We start from the raw sequence: 17,221 nt of genomic DNA on the forward strand, positions 1-17,221 counted from the left end.
ACGACGACCGACGGCTTCCACTGCTGCCACACCTCGACCGCCGCGACACCGTCGGCGACCACGCGGGCGTCGTACCCGGCCTTGGTCAGGTACGCCGAAACCACGTTCGAAACAGTCGGGTCGTCGTCCACTACGAGCACACGAGTAGCCACAGCACGAGCGTAGGACTCTCGACGTCGGTCCCGGCCCGCTCGAGCCTGGCATCGCCGGGACGTAAGCGAGCCGTAGTCGCGTTCGGGCCCAGCCGGCGACCGGAATTCCCTACGGTCGAAGGGTGGCTGCTGCTGAGGTGGACCTGGTCCTGCCGTGCCTGAACGAGGCGGCCGCTCTGCCGTGGGTGCTCGGCCGGTTGCCGGACGGCGTCCGGGCGGTTGTCGTGGACAACGGTTCGACCGACGGCTCCGCCGAGATCGCGGCCGGGCTCGGCGCCACCGTGATCTCGTGCGAGCTTCGCGGGTACGGCGCCGCCTGCCACGCCGGCCTGGAGGCGGCGACGGCCCCGGTGGTCGCTTTCCTCGACGCGGACGCCTCGCTCGATCCCCGCCAACTCGTTCGCGTCACCTCCCCGGTCCTGGCCGGGCGGGCTGATCTGATGCTCGGACGACGTCGCCCGGTCACACGTGGCGCCTGGCCCTGGCACCTCCGCCTGGCCAACGCGGAACTCGCCCGCCGCATCCACCGCCGTACCGGCGTTCGCCTGCACGATCTCGGCCCGATGCGCGCCGCCCGACGGCAACAGCTGCTCGAGCTCGCATTGACCGACCGGCGATCCGGTTATCCGCTGGAGACCGTGGTCAAGGCAGCTGACGCCGGCTGGCGGATCGCTGAGGTCGACGTGGATTACCTGCCACGGTCAGGTCGTTCGAAGGTGACCGGCACGCCGCTCGGCGCCGTACGGGCAGTCAGGGACATGACCAAGGTGCTGTCAGCATGAACGCCGGCACGCTGATCGTGATCGCGAAAGAACCAGTTCCGGGCCGAGTGAAGACCCGCCTGCAGACGGAATTCACCCCCGGCGAGGCTGCCGCCCTCGCTCGCGCCTCTCTCGCCGACACCCTCGCCGCCGTCCGGAAGACACCCGTACAGCGCTATGTCTTGGCGATCGACGGGGAGGCCGGGGCTTGGCTGCCGGACGGGTTCTCCGTCATCGTCCAGCGCGGCGACGGGCTCGACGAGCGGCTGGCCGCAGCCTTCGAGGACGCGTACGCCGGAACGCCCATGTTGCTGGTCGGGATGGACACTCCGCAGGTGACTCCCGAGCTGCTCGGAGCCGACTGGTCGGGGCATGACGCCGTACTGGGACTGACCGAGGACGGCGGCTACTGGTGCCTTGGGCTGCGCGAACCGGACCGGCGTGCGCTCGTCGGCGTACCGATGTCGACCGACCACACCGGTGCCGACCAGTTGGGCAGGCTCGAAGTCCTCGGATACCGGGTGAAGCTACTGCCGACGCTGCGCGACATGGACACACCACAGGACGCGGCGGCGATCGCGGCGGTGTTCCCTGACCTGCGGATGTCGCGGCTGCAGCGGCGGCTGCAGCACGCGGCACATCCGGCACTCCTCTTCGAGCAGGCCCTCGACGGTGGACGTGTCGTCGTCACCGGCACCGACGGGCGGGCGGTTCCGGGGCTGTCCGAGATCGACCGTTGGCGCGCGCCCGCCGACGCGGTCGACCGAATCGCCTTGAGCCGCTGCGAGGGACCGGTGCTGGACATCGGCTGCGGCCCGGGGCGGATCGTGACGGCGCTGGCCGAGCAAGGGATCGCGGCGCTGGGCGTCGACATCTCTGCCCACGCCGTACGGCTGACCACCGGCCGCGGCGCCGCCGCACTCCGTCGAGCAGTGCAGGAACCGCTGCCTGGTGAAGGCCGCTGGGGGAGCGTTCTGCTGATGGACGGCAACATCGGCATCGGCGGCGCCCCCGACGTCCTGCTTCAACGCTGCGCCGAACTTGTCCGTCCGAACGGCGTGGTCCTGGTCGAAGTCGATCCCGACGACGGTCTCGACGACTCCGGCGCGATCGTCCTGCGCAGCGCGAACGGGCGCCGGTCAAGACCATTGCCCTGGGCAAGAGTCGGCAGCCGCGCGATCATCCGGCACGCACGCACGGCCGGACTGCTCGCCACCGAGGACTGGCGCGCCGACGGCCGCGCCTTCCTCACCTTCCGCCGCTCGCCGGCCGCCACAGGAGAACGCGACTCCTGGGCCCAGGCGCCGGCGGTCTGGTGATGTCCGAGCTGCGGCGGTCCGCCTCCGGCCCGCGAGTTCGGGTCGCCAAGCGTGAGTCGGCCCGGCGCCCAGGTCTCCCGCTCGTCATCGGCGGAGTGACCGGCATCGCGGGGAGCACGGCGGTGATCGCCACGGCCTCGGGTAGCTGGTGGCCCAACCTCACCCTGGTGGCGGCGACCCTTCTACTCGGCGGGATCGCCTGGCTCATCACTCGTCGCCCGGCAGGTCCCCGGGTATTGCTCGGCATCCTCACATTCGCGGCGGCGTGCCAACTGCCCGGTCTAACCCTCGCCCCGATCACCAGCACAGATGCCTACCGCTACGTCTGGGACGGACGAGTCCAGCTCTCCGGCACCTCGCCGTACTCGCATGTTCCACTCGACGATTCGCTGGCCAGGCTCCGCGATCCGACCCTCTTTCCCGGTCTCTCCCCGCACGATCGGTCCGGCGTCACTGGCCCACCGCACATTCCGCAGGATCCGGCCGCTCTCGCCGCTCTCTCGGCCGACGACCCACGCACGCGCATCAACCGCCCTCGCGTCCCGACCATCTACCCACCCGTCGCCCAGGCGTACTTCACCGCCGTCGCCTCCCTCACGCCATGGTCGGCCGGCACCTTCGGCCTCCAACTGGCAGCCGCCGTACTCGCCGTGGGCGTGACAGCGCTGCTGGCCGCCGAACTGCGTCGCCGCAACCGGGATCCCCGCTGGGCGATCCTGTGGGGCTGGTCCCCGATCGTCGCCCTCGAAGCCGGCAGCGCCGCGCACATCGACGTACTCGCCGCCGCTCTCGTCGTTGCCGCAGTCATCACGGCCGCCCGGCGGGCACCGGTGGTCACCGGAATCATCCTCGGCGCAGCGGCCGGGGTGAAACTCCTACCGCTCCTGCTCCTGCCGGCGTTCACCTCATGGCGGCGGCGCGGCTTCACCACACCACTTGTTGCCATCGGCACCTTCGTGGCGAGCTACGTCCCGCACGTACTTGCCGTCGGCACCTTGGTGATCGGGTTCCTGCCCGGCTATCTCGGCCAGGAAGGCTTCTCCGACGGCAGCTCACGCTCGGCGATTCTCGCACTGGTACTGCCGCCGGAGGCCCGCCAGCTAGTCGCGGCGGCCCTCGCGATCGTGCTCGCAGTGCTGGCGATCCGCCTGCACGGCCGGCAGCCGATCGCGGTCACCTGCTGCTGGCTGTACGGCGCGGCACTCCTGCTGACCACGCCGACCTATCCCTGGTACGGCGTTCCGCTGATCGCCCTCGCCGTATTGGCCGGCCGGGCCGAATGGCTCGCCGTACCACTTGCTTCCTATCTGGCCTACGCAAGCTTCGGACACGACCTTCGCCAAAGCCTGATCCATCTCGCCGCTGCCCTGACAGTCACCACCGCGATCGCACTACGCCACAGCCGCCGGCCAACCGAGCACCTGACTCGACATCAGCAGCTAGGGACTGTTGGCCACCCGGGCGGGTGATGTTCGGCCCGGCGAGTCCCACCGCCGGCCGTGCAGTCCGACGTCAACTGGATCAGTCTGCGCCGGCAGCGCAGCCGGATCCGGTTCTCGCGGATGGTATACATCGACGATGTCGGCCCACCCCGCCGGCACCGAGTCTTCGCGGCATGAGAGTGCCCGGAAGGGCAACGGTTCGCTCTTGCCGTGTGTCCACCTCGGGTTTACCTTCGGTTGCATGCCCGTCGTGCGGGGGCCGCGCTGACAGTGCGGCAGCGCTCGGGCTGGGGGTCAGCTATGACTGCACGGGGACGTAGGGCCGCATTCCTGCTTGCCACAGGCGCGTTGCTCGCGCTGCCGGGGTGCAGCGACGACGGCGCGGACCAAGGCGGTCCGACGCCGGCACCTGCCACGTCTGTGACAAGTTTGCCGACGGCAAGTACGTCGCCGGCGCCAACCAGTCCGGCACCTACCCCAACCTCGCCTGGCGCATCGCAGCCATCGGTGAGTCAGGCCACCCCTCGATCCGATGGTCTAGTCCGGATCATCGCGGTCGAGGTCGCATCTGAGGACCGGTCGCCCGGCGGCCAATATGTGCTGCTCTTCAACGGCACCGGCAAGGCGGTGGACCTCGCCTGCTGGACCGTTCGATCGGCGTCGACCGGTATCTCCGCACGCATCTCGACCGGTGGCGCGATCCCACCCGGAGGCGCGGCTCGGCTGTTCCCAGATGGTCGGCTGTTCGGCTCAGCGGACACCGTCAAGCTGAGCAGTCGGGACGGGCGGGAGGTCGACCAGACGCCACGTATCACTGACCGCACCGGCGACGACCAGGTGTGGTTCCGCGACCAGACCGGGGGCTGGAGGTTCGGGCGCGGGCTGGCGATTCCGTCACAAGTAGTCGACGGCCGGTTGGCCATGCGATCAACCAGTTGTTGACACAACCCACAGGGGGGAACTGTGAGACACCGACTATTGCGGGCGACAGTCGCCTGCAGCCTGATACCGCTGACCTGGCTGGGCGCAAGTGCCGGGCCGGCGGCTGCGAACCATGTCACGACACCGGTCATCCGAGACGTGTCGATGGCCAATCTCGCCGCGAACGAGCGCGAGCTGCACATCGTTGTCGATCCGAACAACGCCAACCATCTGGCCGCCGGCGCGAACGAGCGCGGCGGCGGCAACAGCCAGGAGTGGTACACCTCCACTGACGGAGGTCGCAACTGGACCAGCGGCAACCTGCCCTTCGGCACGCTGACTGTGACCGACGTCGGTGGCGACGGTGACACCTTGCTGATGAGCGATCCGGCGGTCGATTTCGGCGCCGGTGGGCGGATCTACTACTCGGCGCTGGCGCACCGCGACAGCGAGGATCCCTGCACGCTGTTCGTCACCTCGTCCACCGACGACGGCACCAACTGGACCGATCCGGCCAACGGAGTCGTCGCTGCCGGCGGCACGACCGTCTGCAACGACAAGGAATTCATCCTGGTCGACCGGGCGAACAACGACAACGTCTATGTGGCTTGGACTCCGTTCGGCGGCGGAAACAACAACGAGCTGGTGTTCTCCCGCGACGTCAACGGGGCGGGCGACGGCTTTGCCTTCTCAGCACCTCTCGTGCTGTCGACCGCCGCGGCGCAAGATGGCTGCCTCAACCACGGAGCTGAGTTGGCCCAGGAGGCCAACAGCGGCGACCTGTACGTCGCCTGGACGACGTTCTGCAATGGCATCGGAGACGGCGCCGACTCGTCGGTCTGGGTGGCGCGCTCGACAGACGACGGGCAGAACTTCGGCGCGCCGGTCCAGGTAGCGACGTTGGACAACGTGAACCCGGCGATTGCGACCGGCTTCCGGAGCCGCTCTTTCGCCAGCATCGACGTAGACGCGGCAACTGGCCGGGCCTTCGTGGTGTGGGCCGACTACACCGACGCCGATGGCGGTGACGCCGACATCCTGATCTCGTCCGCGATCGACAACGCGGGTTGGACGGCGCCGTCGGGCGTCGACGTGGAGGCGGACCCGGACGGCCAGTTCATGCCCTGGGTCGATGTGGCGCAGGGCCGTGTGCATGTTGCCTATTACAGCAATGACGACGAGACGAACAACCACAACGTTTTCCTGTCGTACGGCGCTGTGGCCGCGACGCCTGCCTTCACCGCGGTCCAGGTGAATTCACAACCGACGCCTGAAGCGACCGGCTTCCTCGGCGACTATCTGGCGGTGGATGTCGGGCCGGACAACGTCGTACATCCGTCCTGGGGTGACGGCCGGGCCGGAGTCGGCGGTGCCACCGACGGATGGAGCGCCCGGGTCGACTTCTCGCCGCCCACAACGGTCGCGGGCACGGCGAGCCCGAACCCGCTCGCGTGGGGACAGACCACCACGGTGACCGCGAAGGTGACCGGAGCGCACGCAGAGAACGAACAGTTAATCCCGGTTCGCTTCACGGTATCCAGCAGCGGTACGCCGTCGGACACGACAGGAACCGGTACGACGAACGCGGCCGGCCAGGCGACGTTCTCGTACTCCAACGGCACCGCGGGTACGGACACGGTGACCATCTGGGCCGACCTCGACGAGGACACCGTCCAGGACGCCGGCGAGACCACGCCGGTAACGGTGACCTGGCAGAAGCACCCGACGGTGGCGGCGTACACAGGACCGACCAGCGGCGAGTACCACGACCCGCTGACGGTCAGCGGCACACTCCGGGACGCGCTGACGTCCGCACCCGTTCCAGGCCAGACCCTCACGATCGGGTTCGGCACCGACACCTGCACTGGCGTGACGAACGCCAGCGGTGTGGCAACTTGTGGATTCACCCCGCAGCAGGTGCCCGGGCCGTACACCGCGACGGCGAGCTTCGCGGGTTCGACGCAGTACGAGGCGACCACCTCGCCCGGCGTGGCATTCATCCTGAACAAGGAGCAGACCACGTTGACCTACACGGGTCCCGCGTTCGCCGGTAATGGCGATCCCGCGACCCTGTCGGCTCGGCTCACTGAGGACGACCCGACGCCGGTGGCCGGGCGGACGGTCCAGCTCATGCTCGGCACGGGACCTGGTGCGCAGTCTTGCTCCGGAGTGACGGCCGCCACCGGTATCGCCAGCTGCACGATCGCATCGGTGAACCAACCCGGCGGACCGACGACGGTGACGGCCACGTTCGCCGGCGACGCATATTACTTGCCGTCAGCAACGAGCGCGTCGGTGGTGGTGTTCACCTGGACACCGGGCGGCAACTTCGTCATCGGTGACGGTAACGCCGCCGTCGGAGCAACGGCCACATTCTGGAGCGATACGTGGTACCTCGCGAACTCGGTGAGTGGTGGTACCGCGCCGAACAGCTTCAAGGGCTTCTCCAACGACCCGTCCGGACGGACCACCTGTGGTGGCACGTGGCGGACCCTGCCGGGGAACAGCCCGCCGCCGTCGAATGCCTTGCCGGAGTACACCGCCGTGCTGGTCACGTCGAAGGTGGTCAAGAGTGGGAACGTCATCAGTGGAACGAAGCCGGCAATCGCCATCGTGCGAGTGAATCCCGGCTACTCTCCAAGCCCGGGACACCCCGGCACGGCAAAGGTCCTCGGGCTGCTGTGCCCGTGATCTGACGACACAAAGGGGTATCGCGTGGCCTCCTGTGCCACGCGATACCCCCGAGTTGGTCAGTCAGCCGTTGGGTCTGCCACCGCCAATCCCCAGATGTCGGTGTTCCCGAACGTTGCCGGGCAGTCGGTCGCCGGTGCGGGCGGGGCGATCGGCGTACCGTCCACGAGAGACTGCCGGTAGGCATTGATCGCCGGGCAGACCGCGGCCTCGCGGGTGTCGTTCCAGACCGCGACACCGGCCGCATCGGTGGCGACCGCGTAGTTGTAGTCGCCCAGGAACTCGAAGGCGAGCCCGTTGGCGCTCGACGCCCGCGCGTCTCCGACCGCGCCTCGGTGCAGCGTTGTGAACGGACCGGTCGACGAGTTCGCGTGCCGGACAACCCCGAGCATCCGTCGGGGATCCGCGGTTGTCGTCCGCCACGGATCCAGGAAGGCGTTGTAGGTCAGGTAAACGTCCTGCCCGTCGGGCGAGATCGCGATCGCGGGTTGGTTGGCCCGGTCGGCACCCTCGCTGGCCACGGTCCGGCCGGTGTAGCTGTCGCCGCCGTTCGTCGAGTGGATGACGTAGGCCCGCTCGTTGTTCGTGCCGGCCGAGTCGTCGGACCAGGTGACCACGATCTCGTCGGTGGCGTCCGCTCCGGTGGGTGCGCCGGTGGCGATGTCGATGCTGGGGAACGTGTTGGTCCGCGCACCGGCGACGCCGTCGATGGTGAATCGGCCCTGCACCGGGTCGAACTGACCGATGTTCGTCACGATCGTGATCGGCTGCGGCCGCTCGAAGGTCCTGCCACCGTTGAAGGACCGGGCCTGGAAGAACACGCCCTGCCGGGTCCCGATGTCCGTGCCGACCCAGACGACGTACACGGTCCCGCTGCTGTCGGTCCGGATCGCGCAGCCCTGCCGGCCGCCGGTCTGGGCGTTGTTCGTCGCGGGAGACAGTTGCTTGGCCCGCCAGGTCAGCCCACCGTCGCTGGACGCGGCGAACAGCACGGGTTCCGGCGCGCCGGAACCAACACCGCGGAAGCCGACGTTGCAGACGTACACGTTGCCGAAGAAGTCGCTCGAGGCGGCGTTGTCGGCCCAGATCTGCTCCTTGTCGGAGAACAGTGCCGAGTTCTGCCTGGTCACGATGACCGGGTCGGACCACGCCGCGTTGACACCGGCCAGCGCGTCAGCAAGGCGGTTGCCGGGACCAGTCGCGTCCAGGTGGGACACCGTGATCGCCGCTGCGCCCCGGAAGCCGGGGTTGCCCGGGAACGGTGTTGTCAGCGAGCTGTAGTACAGCCTCGAACCGTTGGTCCACGCGAAGCTGCCGTCGGCGCCTCGGCGAGGCCCGAAGGCCAGCTCGGGATCACCGTTGGAGACCATCCCATTCTCGAAGAAGTTCGGCAACGTGCCGATCGGTCCTACCGTGGGCACACAGGCCGCAGGGCCGAGGCAGTGCCGCGCGGACCAGCCGGTGTACGTCGGCTGGACCCAGCTCTGGCCGCCGTTCGTCGAGAACGTGATGCCCGAGACCCCGACACCCGGGGTGAACGGGCAGGTTGTCGGGTCGCCGGCCGCACAGCCCTCCAGGTCGATGTTGTCGTTCGCGCCGGAGGCGAGCAGCGACGGCTGATGTGCGTCGACCGCGAGGCCCGGTTCGTTCTGCTTGTTCTGTGAGAAGGGCGTCGACGGACTGCCGACGGTGACCTCCGTGTCTGCGCCCGGCTGCGCGGCGGCGAGCCCGGTCCCGGTCAGGGACAGACACGCGACCGCAGCCAGGACCATGGCGCGTGAACGCCGCATGGCCCCTCCTGAGGTCCGAGCCCCCGAGCAGTTGGTCACCTCCGAGCGAACGCCTCCGCGGCACCGATCACAAGACCTGAGCGCGATGAACTGTGGCAGACGAGGCGACTTGGCAGGTCAGCGTTGGCCTCGGATCGGTCAGGAACCGAGACGCCCCGATGACTGGCCGTGCCTAGCCTGATCCGTATGGCCTTCCGCGATCCGTCCGGCAACATGGTGCGCAGGTTGCCGGAACACTCCGGTGCTCGCAGCCTTGTTCGGAGTGACAATGGAGGTGGCGGCCAAGGTCGCGAGGCCGGGGCTGCAGGACGGTCAGCTCGTCGCGGCGCATCGCAGTGCCGCGATGTGGCCGACCCGAGGGTCGTGGTGAGTATGGATGGGCACGATTACGGAGAGTGGTGGCTCACGAGGCTGGCGCGTCGCCTCGGGTTCTGCCGTAATCCGTTGCGCCGCCGCGTGGACCGGATCGAGTCGGCGATCATCCTGAGCGCGTTGCTTGTCGCCGTACTGGCGATCCCGGCCGCCGTTGCTGTCGGTACCGCCGTACAAGATGCGAGCGATCGCGCTGCAGCTCAGCGCCGGGCGGTTCTCACCGAGGCGCCGGCAACCGCCCTTGAGGAAGTCGAGAGCTGGTCTGGCGCAGGGCCGGGCGTGGTGATGTCCTGGGCCAAGGTCGGCTGGACGGATGCGGACGGTTTGCCACGCGAGGGATGGACCTCAGTGCCGATCGGGACGATCAAGGGCAGCGAGGTGACGATCTGGCTCGATCCTTCCGGTGCCATCAGTGCCCCGCCGCGCCAACCTGGTGAGAGTGAGGCGATCGGTGCCGCGGTCGGGCTGACCGCGGCGATGGTCGCTTGGCTGGTGCTCATCGGCCTGACCCGGCTGGCCCAGGTGTGCCTTGACCGACGCCGCTCCCGGGATCTTGACCGCGAATGGGAGCTGACCGACCACCGCTGGAGACATCACGGGAGCTGACCCGCTCAGATGCGGGGTTCCCGGCGGACGGCCTTCGTAGATGTAGTCGCCGAGGTGGACGACAAGGTCGAGGTCCTGGGCGACGATGTCCCGGTACGCCACGAAGTATCCGGCGGGATGGTTCTGGCAGCTCGTGACGGCGAGCCGGAGCCGGGAGACCGAGGCGCCGAACGCGGGCGCGGTCTTGGTCCGGCCGACGGGGCTGATCGCCTTGCCCGCTTTGAAGCGGTAGAAGTACGCCGCGCAACTTTCCCCAGCCGTTCACGCATTTGGCGCTGATCAACGCCATCATGCACATCATCCGCGCCGAGGAATCAGTCGGTACGAATGCCTTCATTCCCGCCCACCAGCGATACTGACGATCACTATCGATCCGGGAGCGATCGTGGTAGCCCGAACCACGGGAGCACGCTCTTGTCGAAGTGGGTCATGGCGCAGATCCGGTCGCCTGCGAGGGTGAGGACATAGAGACCGGTCCCGTGGCGAGTGCCGCTCGGGGCGCGCAGGTAGGCGCCGAACGCAGGCTGACCGTTGGCTCGCGTCCGGACGAGGTCGAACCTGCGGCCGGACCGGAAGATGCTGGCGCAGAAGCGCTCCGCGGCGTCTCGGCCCTCGTACTCAAAGGGCATTGGTGGCATCGAGATGAAGACGTCGTCGGTGAGAAGGGCAACCAGCGCGTCGAGGTCGGCGGACTCCCACGCGCTGACGAATCTAGTCACGAGCACATCCTCGGTGGGCGAGTCGGAGCCGGGCGGCGAGTCCTGGCCCGCCGCCGACCAGGAACGTTCCAGGCCGGAGCGTGCCCGTTTGAGAGCGCTGGTGACCGATTCGACGGTCGAGTCCAGCATTTCGGCCACCTCGCTCGCATGGAATCCGAGGACGTCGCGCAGGATCAACACGGCGAGCTGGCGAGGCGGCAGGACCTGAAGGGCAGTAACGAAGGCGAGGGAGATGGACTCAGTCTGCTCGTAGCGGGCCTCTGGGCCGAGTGGCACAGTGGGCGCTCCCTCGAGCAGAGCGTCGGGGAATGGCTCCAGCCAGACGATCTCGCCGAGCCGGGTCGGCTCGGGCGGTTCAACTCTTGGCACGTCCCACTCCTTCGCGGGTCGTCGGCCGGCCGAGCGGCGCGCATTCAGGCACCGGTTGGTGGCGATCCGGTACAGCCAGGTGCGGACCGAGGACCGGCCTTCGAACGCGCCGAAGCCTTGCCAGGCGGCCAGTAGCGTCTCCTGGAGGACGTCCTCGGCGTCCTGGATCGAGCCGAGCATCCGGTAGCAGTGCACCTGCAGTTCCCGGCGGTAGGGCTCGGTCAGCTCTCGGAACGCTTCGCCATCCCCAGCCTGCGCCTGTGCGATCAGTTCGGCTGTCACCGCGGTCACCTTCTCCTCGCACCTCGTCGTACTTCCATCCTGTACAGACACCGGCGAAGGAGCGAACTGGGCGCTTGGTGGGCGCCCAGTTTCCGGTGTCGCGGTGTCTTCATCATCGACGGTCGGGCAGACCCGGGCGTCCCACGGTTGGCGAGAGGAACCAGAGATGATGCTGACGGACAAAGTTGCCGTGATCTACGGAGCCAGCGGCGGGATCGGCGGTGCGGTGGCACGCGCCTTCGCGTACGAGGGCGCCCGGGTCTTTCTCACCGGGCGCGATGGGGCAGCGGTCGAAACAGTTGCCAAGGACATCGTTTCAGCCGGCGGGTCCGCAGCGGCGGAGGAGGTTGACGCTCTCGACGAGCTGGCTCTGGAGACGCACCTGCAGTCGGTGGTCGACAGGACGGGCCGGGTCGACATCTCGTTCAACGCGGTCGGAATCCGGAACGCGGGGATCGTGGGTGTTCCCTTGGCCGAGCTGGACGCCGAGCAGTTCTCCGTAGCAGTCACGACGTACCTGACGTCGTACTTCCTGACAGCACGGCTCGCGGCCCGGTGCATGATTCCACACAAGGCCGGGGTGATCATGACCGTGACCGCGCTCCACTCGCGGACGGGCATCCCGTCTGTGGGAGGTTACGGTCCGGCACAAGCGGCCAAGGAGGCTCTCACTCGTCAGCTGTCCGCTGAGCTCGCACCCCAGGGGATCCGGGTGGTGGGCCTGCGTCCACAGGGCATGCCGGAGACACGCACGATCAAGGACGCCTACGAGCCTCGCGCCAAGGCATCGGGAATGACCTGGGAACAATGGCAGGACCTGCTCGCAAGCAGGACCCATCCGCGCCGCCTGATGACGCTCGAGGAGCTGGCGAACGTGGCAGTCTTCATGGCGTCCGACAAGGCCAGCGGAATGACCGGAACCACGGTCAATCTCACCATGGGCAGCCTGGACGACTGACGCACTTCGCCCTGCCAACCAAGACAGCGCCGGCCCGTGGTTGGGCCGGCGCACGTCATGAAGGTTCGCTTTCAGGCTGCGGGCTACTTGACCTGGGTGGTAGAGCGGGTCTCGATGGCCTTGACGGTGTTGGCGAAGGCCTTCTTCAGGACGCCTTTGCCGATGGTGCCGAGGACGAGTCCGAGGAACCGGCCGCGGATGTTCTTGCCCTGGCGTACGACGATGGCGTCGACGGTGGTGGTGCCGTCGGGCTGGCGGGTGAAGGTGTAGGTGTGGCTGGAGTTGCCGCCCCAGACGTTGGAGTCTGTGGTGACCATGACGATGCTGTTGGGATCGGACCAGTCGTAACGCAGGCGTTCCCAGACACCGCCGGAGCCTTCGGTGACGTCGGCGTACTGCGGGCCGAGTTCGTGGACCTGGAGGTACTCGTCGGCGCTGTTGCCGAAGACCTCCGAACGGCCCGGACCGAAGTCGGTCAGCGCCGCCAGGAACTGCTCGGGTGACGCGGTGGTGTTCGCGTGCAGGTAGATGGTGGACATGGTTACTCCTTGCTGTGGTTGGTGTTCGAGGCCAGAGCCTTGAGGGCCGCAACGTAGATCTCGGAGAAGGATGGGAAGGGCTGGATGGTGTCCCGCAGTACATCGAGCGGGATGCGGGCACGGATCGCGAGCGTGGCCTGCTGCAGCCACTCGCCGGCTTCCGGGCCGAGCGCGTAGGCGCCGGTGAGACGTTCGCCGTCGCTGAGCAGCGTCAGGAATCCGTTGTTGTCGGCGTATTCACGGGTGTACGTCGCTGTTTTCGCCACGTCCCGCAGCGCGATGGTCGCGCTGTAGGTGGCGTCCGTGGCGCCGACCGCCGCGGCCTGCTGGTCGGTGAAGACGACCCGAGGTACGGCGTCGTACTTGGCCTCCCGCGGTTCGCCGAGGATGTTGGCGGCGACGACGCGAGCCTGGTACTTGCCGACGTGGGTGAACTGCCAGATCCCCGTCACGTCGCCCACGGCCCACAATCCTTCCGCGACCTGCAGGTGAGCGTCGACGGGCACGCCGTGGGAGTCGGCCGTGACGCCGACCGTCTCCAACCCGATGCCGTCGACCCGTGGTCGGCGGCCGGTGGCAACCAGCAGCCGGTCGCCGCGAACCTCACGACCGTCGTCCAGCGCGAGGACGTAGTCGTCGCCGTCGCGTCGAGCAGCGCTCGCCCGTCCGCCGAGGATCAGTTCGATGCCGTCGCGGCGCAGTACTTCGCCGAGAGCCTCGCCAAGCGGTGCCGCCTCGCGCGACAGCAACTGCTCGGCGGACTCGACCAGGACGACCTCGCCGCCCAACCGCCGTACCGCCTGCGCCATCTCGACGCCGACGGGCCCGCCGCCGAGTACTACAAGGCGACCTGGGACGGTCTTCATGCTCGTCGCCTCGCGGCTCGTCCAGACGCCGTCGAGCTCACGAAGGCCCGGGATGGGCGGCACGACGGCCTCAGAGCCGTTCGCGAGGACGACGTGATCGGCGGTGTACCGGCGGCCGTCGACCTCGACGACACCTGTTCCGGCCAAGCGCCCGCGGCCGCGGATCAAGTCGATCCCGTTGTCGGCCAGCCATTTCTCCTGGCCGGCGTCGGAGTAGTCGGAGACCATGAAGTCGCGCCAGGCGAGCGCTGCCTCGACGTCGACCGTGGCGGGAGCGGCGGCGTCGTTCGCCGCCTGGGCCGCCTCGCCGGGGCGGAGGAGAGTCTTGGACGGGATGCATGCCCAGTACGAGCATTCGCCTCCGACCAGTTCACGCTCGACGACCGCGACGCGCAGGCCGCCCTCGGCGAGGGCCCCGGCGGCGTGCTCACCGGGGGAGCCGCCGCCGATCACGATGACGTCGTAGTCGCTCATTGCGGGAGCTCCTGGCCGGTCCGCTCGGCGACCATGTAGGTGGCGTACCACTCGGGCCACTTCTCGTCGTACTCGCCGCCGTTGCGCTTCTCGTGCTCGCCGTGGGCCATCGCGGCGCGGAACAGCGCCTGCTGCAGGTCGTCCACCGAGGTGTACGTCGTTTCAGCGGGGTCGACGCGGCCGGGGAGCCGGGTGGTGACTTCCTGCAGCAGCCAGCCGTTGCCGTCGGGGTCGCTGAAGGTCGCGAACGAGCCGTAGCTGGCGCGCTCGTCCGCGGGTCCGCTGATGCGATCTCCCTCGGCCTGGAACTGTGCGCCCGGGGTCGCGGGGTGGAACGCCTCGCTGACCTCGACACCGCGACCCGCGAGCTCTTTCCGCGCGGCCTCGATATCGGAAACGATCAGGTACATGCCCTGGGCCGAGCCCGGCTCCGCGGTGGTGATGTTCGTGCCGAACTGAACCGAGGCCGGTGAACCCGGCGGGGTGAACTGGACGACCCGGAAGCCGTTGTCGAAGGCGAAGTCGGCATCCAGTCGCCACTCCAGCTGCTGGTAGAACGCCTTCGCCTTGTCGACGTCGGTGACGGGGATGACGACGGCCTCGAACTTGAAATCGGTGTTCACTGCTTTCCTCCTGTGGTGGGTGGTTTCATCAATCACTGTTGCGCTGCGGTGGCGGCATCACCCCAGGGGTTGTCCCTGGTGTCGTGCCTGGTCAGGCCGCGGCGGGTTGCCGGTCGAGGAGTGACCAGCGGGGGTCGTCGTCGGCCCAGTGGTTGACGAGGGCGTCGACGGCGAGCTGGTGGAGGGTGGGGTCGAGCACACCGCGGTCGGTCGCTGCGTCGAGCACCTCGAGATACGTGGCGACGGACGCGATCGAGAGCGTCGCGGCGGTCGGCGTCACCGAGGTGGCGACGTCGCGCATGTCGACCAGGGTGAAGGCTCCGACGAGGATCGCGCCCTCAGCTCGCAATTGGCCGGCGAACGCTTCGAGCGCCGTACCTTGCGAGATTGCGTCGTCGACGAGCAGCACTCGCCGGCCCGCTACTTCGGCGCCCCGGACGCGTGGTTCGTGGTCCTCATGGCCGATGTACCCGGGCTTGCGGACGAAGGCGAACGGAAGATCGCCGGCAAGGGCGACCGCTGCTGCGAGCGGGATGCCGCCGGTCTCGGCGCCGACGATCACGTCGGCTCCCAGCCGCCGGGCGAATGTCACCCCCGGTACGGCGAGATCGTGCAGCAACCGCGGGTCGCCGTACGCGTTCTCGACCGACAGTGGGTGCAGCGGGAGCCGGGTCTTCAGGTCCCAGTGCGAGACACCGGGGCGAACCAGGCCCGGGACCGACGCGAGGCGGGCGACCAGGCCGGCCTCTTTGGTTGGTACGGCGAGCCTCACGCGGCGGGGGTTCGCCACGCTCCGCGGAGCTGCAATCTGTTGGGAAGTCATGCCCTGACAGTCGCCCGCCGCAGCCTTCGTCGCGTCTGGGACAGCGCCTGGCGATCTCCCTGGTGGCAACCCTGGCCGCGCATCAGAGTCGCTCAAAGCTCGTCAAATGTTGGACAACTCTTGCACGGGTCGCGGTGGCGGAGGCCGTGAGTCAGTCTCGCCCTGAGTTCGACCATGTCCCGATCCGGGACTTCGTGCCGTTGTTCGTCGAGAGAGGTGCCAAGGCCCGGCTGCGCGAGCTGGCCTAGTCACGATTCGTCCGGAGAGGATTTGCGGCTGGTGTCAGAGAGCGCGGAAGACTCGTTGCAGGAGGCGGGCACGGCATTGCGGCGAGTGGTCGAGATCCTGCGCCGCCGGCCAGCCGACGATGTGGCGGCCAAGGCCTTGGTCGCGGAGTTCCACGAACTCCGAATCCTCATGTCCACCGCCGCCCTGCTCGTGTCGTCGTTCGGCCTGGCTCGGTACGACGGCCTGGACGAGGCCGACGCGGATCTGGCCCTGGCCTCCGACGACCTCAGCCGGGCCGCGGGACACCTGACCGCCGCCCGGCAGAAACTCGACGTCCTGCCTTAGCCCAGCGGCCCTCCCTGGGGTGAAGCCTGGGTCTGTACCAGGTGATCAACCAGTGTCTTCCACTGGGGTGACACGTCAACCACCGACGCACTGTGGTGGCAACGGAGTCCCTCCAAGGATTGGAAGAGACATGAAGCACTTGATGCTCAAGGCACGGAACCTCCTGGTGGCCGCGATCGGCGCCGGTCTGTTGCTGGCGGGCGCGACCACAGCACAGGCCACGGGGACCACTCAGGCCGACAAACCGACGATCGTCCTGCTGCACGGGGCGTATGCCGACGGCTCCAGCTGGTCCGAGGTGACCGGCCGGCTCCAACGCGACGGCTACAACGTCGTGGCGCCCGCCGTACCACTGCGGGGGATCGCGTCCGACACGTCGTACCTGAGCGGCGTTCTCGCGACCATCCCCGGGCCGAAGGTACTGGTCGGTCACTCGTACGGCGGCGCACTGGTCAGTCAGCTGGCTGACACGTCAGGAGTGAAGTCGCTGGTCTACGTGGCCGCGTTCATCCCCGAGGCGGGCGAGACGTTGGGCGCGCTGAACTCGCAGTTCCCGGGCAGTGAACTCGGTCCGGACACGCTGAACGTGATCAGCTACCCGGGTGGCGTCGACCTCGCGCTGAAGCCCGAGACAGCCGGCCCGATCCTGGCCGCGGACATCCCGGTCCGGCAAGGCGCGATCTTCCTCGCCGCTCAGCGTCCGGTCTCGGCCGCGGCCTTCACCGAGCCGGTCCAGAAGACCGCTCCGGCGGCCCTGCCGAAGTACGCCGTGATCCCGACCGGTGACAAGGCCATCGCGCCGGCGGCGGAACGGTTCATGGCGACCCGGGCGAGCGCCAAGCAGGTCGAGATCGCCGGAGCCTCCCACCTGGTCGCAGTGTCGCAGCCCTCGGCAGTGACGGAGGTGATCGAGCGAGCCGCTCGTTGATCATCGCGGCGAA

17 protein-coding genes are annotated in these 17,221 nt (G+C 68.4%); 11 read left to right on the forward strand and 6 right to left on the reverse strand.

All coding sequences use genetic code 11. From position 1 onward, the window contains the following. The first annotated feature begins 274 nt into the window (after positions 1-274). The 5 genes from V9K99_RS36175 (at position 275) to V9K99_RS36195 (ending at position 7,286) form a co-directional block, all read left to right on the forward strand. The gene (locus V9K99_RS36175) at positions 275-934 is read left to right on the forward strand and encodes a glycosyltransferase family 2 protein (protein WP_337011190.1); all 660 of its coding nucleotides are present in this window, start codon (positions 275-277) and stop codon (positions 932-934) included. Continuing rightward, on the forward strand, positions 931-2,232 hold the full coding sequence (locus V9K99_RS36180; RefSeq protein WP_337011188.1) for a DUF2064 domain-containing protein: 1,302 nt from the start codon (positions 931-933) through the stop codon (positions 2,230-2,232). Before V9K99_RS36175 ends, V9K99_RS36180 begins: the two co-directional genes overlap by 4 nt. After that, positions 2,232-3,701 (forward strand): glycosyltransferase 87 family protein, encoded by a 1,470-nt coding sequence (locus V9K99_RS36185; RefSeq protein ID WP_337011186.1) that lies wholly within the window; start codon positions 2,232-2,234, stop codon positions 3,699-3,701. The genes V9K99_RS36180 and V9K99_RS36185 overlap by 1 nt, the downstream gene beginning before the upstream one ends. Before the next feature lie 480 nt (positions 3,702-4,181). Further along, complete coding sequence (locus V9K99_RS36190) at positions 4,182-4,616, forward strand: hypothetical protein (RefSeq protein WP_337011184.1); 435 nt, start codon at positions 4,182-4,184, stop codon at positions 4,614-4,616. A 21-nt stretch (positions 4,617-4,637) separates the two neighbouring features. Further along, complete coding sequence (locus tag V9K99_RS36195) at positions 4,638-7,286, forward strand: hypothetical protein (RefSeq protein WP_337011182.1); 2,649 nt, start codon at positions 4,638-4,640, stop codon at positions 7,284-7,286. A 59-nt stretch (positions 7,287-7,345) separates the two neighbouring features. On the opposite strand, the gene V9K99_RS36200 is transcribed toward V9K99_RS36195, so the two are convergent. Beyond that, positions 7,346-9,076 carry a sialidase family protein gene (locus V9K99_RS36200; protein ID WP_337011180.1) on the reverse strand — a complete coding sequence of 577 codons (1,731 nt, stop codon included), beginning with the start codon at positions 9,074-9,076 and terminating at the stop codon, positions 7,346-7,348. Positions 9,077-9,448: 372 nt separating this feature from the next. Here V9K99_RS36200 and V9K99_RS36205 point away from each other — a divergent pair, with 372 nt between their 5' ends. Together V9K99_RS36205 and V9K99_RS36210 are read left to right on the forward strand one after the other, a co-directional pair. Continuing rightward, positions 9,449-10,054 carry an Rv1733c family protein gene (locus V9K99_RS36205; RefSeq protein ID WP_337011198.1) on the forward strand — a complete coding sequence of 202 codons (606 nt, stop codon included), beginning with the start codon at positions 9,449-9,451 and terminating at the stop codon, positions 10,052-10,054. 85 nt (positions 10,055-10,139) lie between these two features. Beyond that, positions 10,140-10,286, forward strand: a complete 147-nt coding sequence (locus V9K99_RS36210; RefSeq protein WP_337011196.1) for a hypothetical protein — start codon at positions 10,140-10,142, stop codon at positions 10,284-10,286. Positions 10,287-10,419: 133 nt separating this feature from the next. On the opposite strand, the gene V9K99_RS36215 is transcribed toward V9K99_RS36210, so the two are convergent. After that, positions 10,420-11,424 carry a sigma-70 family RNA polymerase sigma factor gene (locus tag V9K99_RS36215; RefSeq protein WP_337011178.1) on the reverse strand — a complete coding sequence of 335 codons (1,005 nt, stop codon included), beginning with the start codon at positions 11,422-11,424 and terminating at the stop codon, positions 10,420-10,422. Positions 11,425-11,590: 166 nt separating this feature from the next. On the opposite strand from V9K99_RS36215, the gene V9K99_RS36220 reads away from it, so the two are divergent. Beyond that, a complete protein-coding gene (locus V9K99_RS36220) occupies positions 11,591-12,382 on the forward strand; it encodes an SDR family NAD(P)-dependent oxidoreductase (protein WP_337011176.1) in 792 nt (263 codons plus the stop codon). Between the two features lie 83 nt (positions 12,383-12,465). On the opposite strand, the gene V9K99_RS36225 is transcribed toward V9K99_RS36220, so the two are convergent. From V9K99_RS36225 to V9K99_RS36240, 4 genes are all read right to left on the reverse strand, one after another. Next, positions 12,466-12,921 carry a hypothetical protein gene (locus V9K99_RS36225; protein ID WP_337011175.1) on the reverse strand — a complete coding sequence of 152 codons (456 nt, stop codon included), beginning with the start codon at positions 12,919-12,921 and terminating at the stop codon, positions 12,466-12,468. A gap of 2 nt (positions 12,922-12,923) precedes the next feature. After that, complete coding sequence (locus V9K99_RS36230; protein WP_337011171.1) at positions 12,924-14,261, reverse strand: dihydrolipoyl dehydrogenase family protein; 1,338 nt, start codon at positions 14,259-14,261, stop codon at positions 12,924-12,926. Then, complete coding sequence (locus tag V9K99_RS36235; RefSeq protein ID WP_337011169.1) at positions 14,258-14,884, reverse strand: VOC family protein; 627 nt, start codon at positions 14,882-14,884, stop codon at positions 14,258-14,260. The genes V9K99_RS36230 and V9K99_RS36235 overlap by 4 nt, the downstream gene beginning before the upstream one ends. Positions 14,885-14,975: 91 nt before the next feature. Beyond that, on the reverse strand, positions 14,976-15,707 hold the full coding sequence (locus V9K99_RS36240) for an orotate phosphoribosyltransferase (RefSeq protein ID WP_337011167.1): 732 nt from the start codon (positions 15,705-15,707) through the stop codon (positions 14,976-14,978). A 62-nt stretch (positions 15,708-15,769) separates the two neighbouring features. Between V9K99_RS36240 and V9K99_RS42820 the strand changes: the two genes are divergently transcribed. The 3 genes from V9K99_RS42820 (at position 15,770) to V9K99_RS36250 (ending at position 17,208) form a co-directional block, all read left to right on the forward strand. Then, positions 15,770-15,955: a three-helix bundle dimerization domain-containing protein gene (locus V9K99_RS42820; protein ID WP_442914769.1), complete on the forward strand. Its 186-nt coding sequence runs from the start codon at positions 15,770-15,772 to the stop codon at positions 15,953-15,955. Positions 15,956-15,986: 31 nt separating this feature from the next. Beyond that, positions 15,987-16,280 (forward strand): hypothetical protein, encoded by a 294-nt coding sequence (locus tag V9K99_RS36245; RefSeq protein WP_337011165.1) that lies wholly within the window; start codon positions 15,987-15,989, stop codon positions 16,278-16,280. A 130-nt stretch (positions 16,281-16,410) separates the two neighbouring features. Then, positions 16,411-17,208: an alpha/beta fold hydrolase gene (locus V9K99_RS36250; RefSeq protein WP_337011163.1), complete on the forward strand. Its 798-nt coding sequence runs from the start codon at positions 16,411-16,413 to the stop codon at positions 17,206-17,208. Positions 17,209-17,221 lie beyond the last annotated feature (13 nt).

The organism is Kribbella sp. CCNWLW201, from assembly GCF_037203805.1.
In the GTDB taxonomy this organism is placed as follows: Bacteria; Actinomycetota; Actinomycetes; order Propionibacteriales; family Kribbellaceae; genus Kribbella.

Bases quoted from the DNA above. Each gene is read 5' to 3' on its own strand.
- V9K99_RS36200 (WP_337011180.1), bottom strand. From the start codon at position 9,076: ATGCGGCGTTCACGCGCCATGGTCCTGGCTGCGGTCGCGTGTCTGTCC.
- V9K99_RS36180 (WP_337011188.1), top strand. From the start codon at position 931: ATGAACGCCGGCACGCTGATCGTGATCGCGAAAGAACCAGTTCCGGGC.
- V9K99_RS36185 (WP_337011186.1), top strand. From the start codon at position 2,232: ATGTCCGAGCTGCGGCGGTCCGCCTCCGGCCCGCGAGTTCGGGTCGCC.
- V9K99_RS36230 (WP_337011171.1), bottom strand. From the start codon at position 14,261: ATGAGCGACTACGACGTCATCGTGATCGGCGGCGGCTCCCCCGGTGAG.
- V9K99_RS36250 (WP_337011163.1), top strand. From the start codon at position 16,411: ATGAAGCACTTGATGCTCAAGGCACGGAACCTCCTGGTGGCCGCGATC.
- V9K99_RS36205 (WP_337011198.1), top strand. From the start codon at position 9,449: ATGGATGGGCACGATTACGGAGAGTGGTGGCTCACGAGGCTGGCGCGT.
- V9K99_RS36240 (WP_337011167.1), bottom strand. From the start codon at position 15,707: ATGACTTCCCAACAGATTGCAGCTCCGCGGAGCGTGGCGAACCCCCGC.
- V9K99_RS36220 (WP_337011176.1), top strand. From the start codon at position 11,591: ATGATGCTGACGGACAAAGTTGCCGTGATCTACGGAGCCAGCGGCGGG.
- V9K99_RS36225 (WP_337011175.1), bottom strand. From the start codon at position 12,921: ATGTCCACCATCTACCTGCACGCGAACACCACCGCGTCACCCGAGCAG.
- V9K99_RS36210 (WP_337011196.1), top strand. From the start codon at position 10,140: ATGTCCCGGTACGCCACGAAGTATCCGGCGGGATGGTTCTGGCAGCTC.